Genomic DNA, 297 nt, shown 5'->3' on the forward strand with positions numbered 1-297 from the left:
AACAGCTTTATATGTGAGTGACAGACAGAATGATTACTCTGCAGCTGATTTCAATTTCACAGACATAGGATTAGAAAACGGAAAGACCTACACAGTAACTGTTACGGGTTATGTAGACAGTGATGTAACTGTGCCAACTGATGCACAAGTAGTTCTTTCAACCGTAGACAGTTATACATGGTTATCCAATGTGAATTTTGTAGCCGGAGAAGCGTTTACGTTGACAAAGGAATTTACCGTAGATACTAGCGCAGATTCCAAGCTTCGAGTCCAATCAAATGGAGAAGGAGCAACAGT

1 protein-coding gene is annotated in these 297 nt (G+C 40.4%); it reads left to right on the top strand.

Going from position 1 to position 297, the window contains the following annotated elements; genetic code table 11:
• A partial coding sequence (locus GH741_RS21450; RefSeq protein ID WP_205677361.1) for a carbohydrate binding domain-containing protein occupies positions 1 to 297 on the top strand: 297 nt, incomplete at both ends.

The organism is Aquibacillus halophilus, from assembly GCF_009649745.1.
GTDB lineage: Bacteria > Bacillota > Bacilli > Bacillales > Amphibacillaceae > Aquibacillus > Aquibacillus halophilus.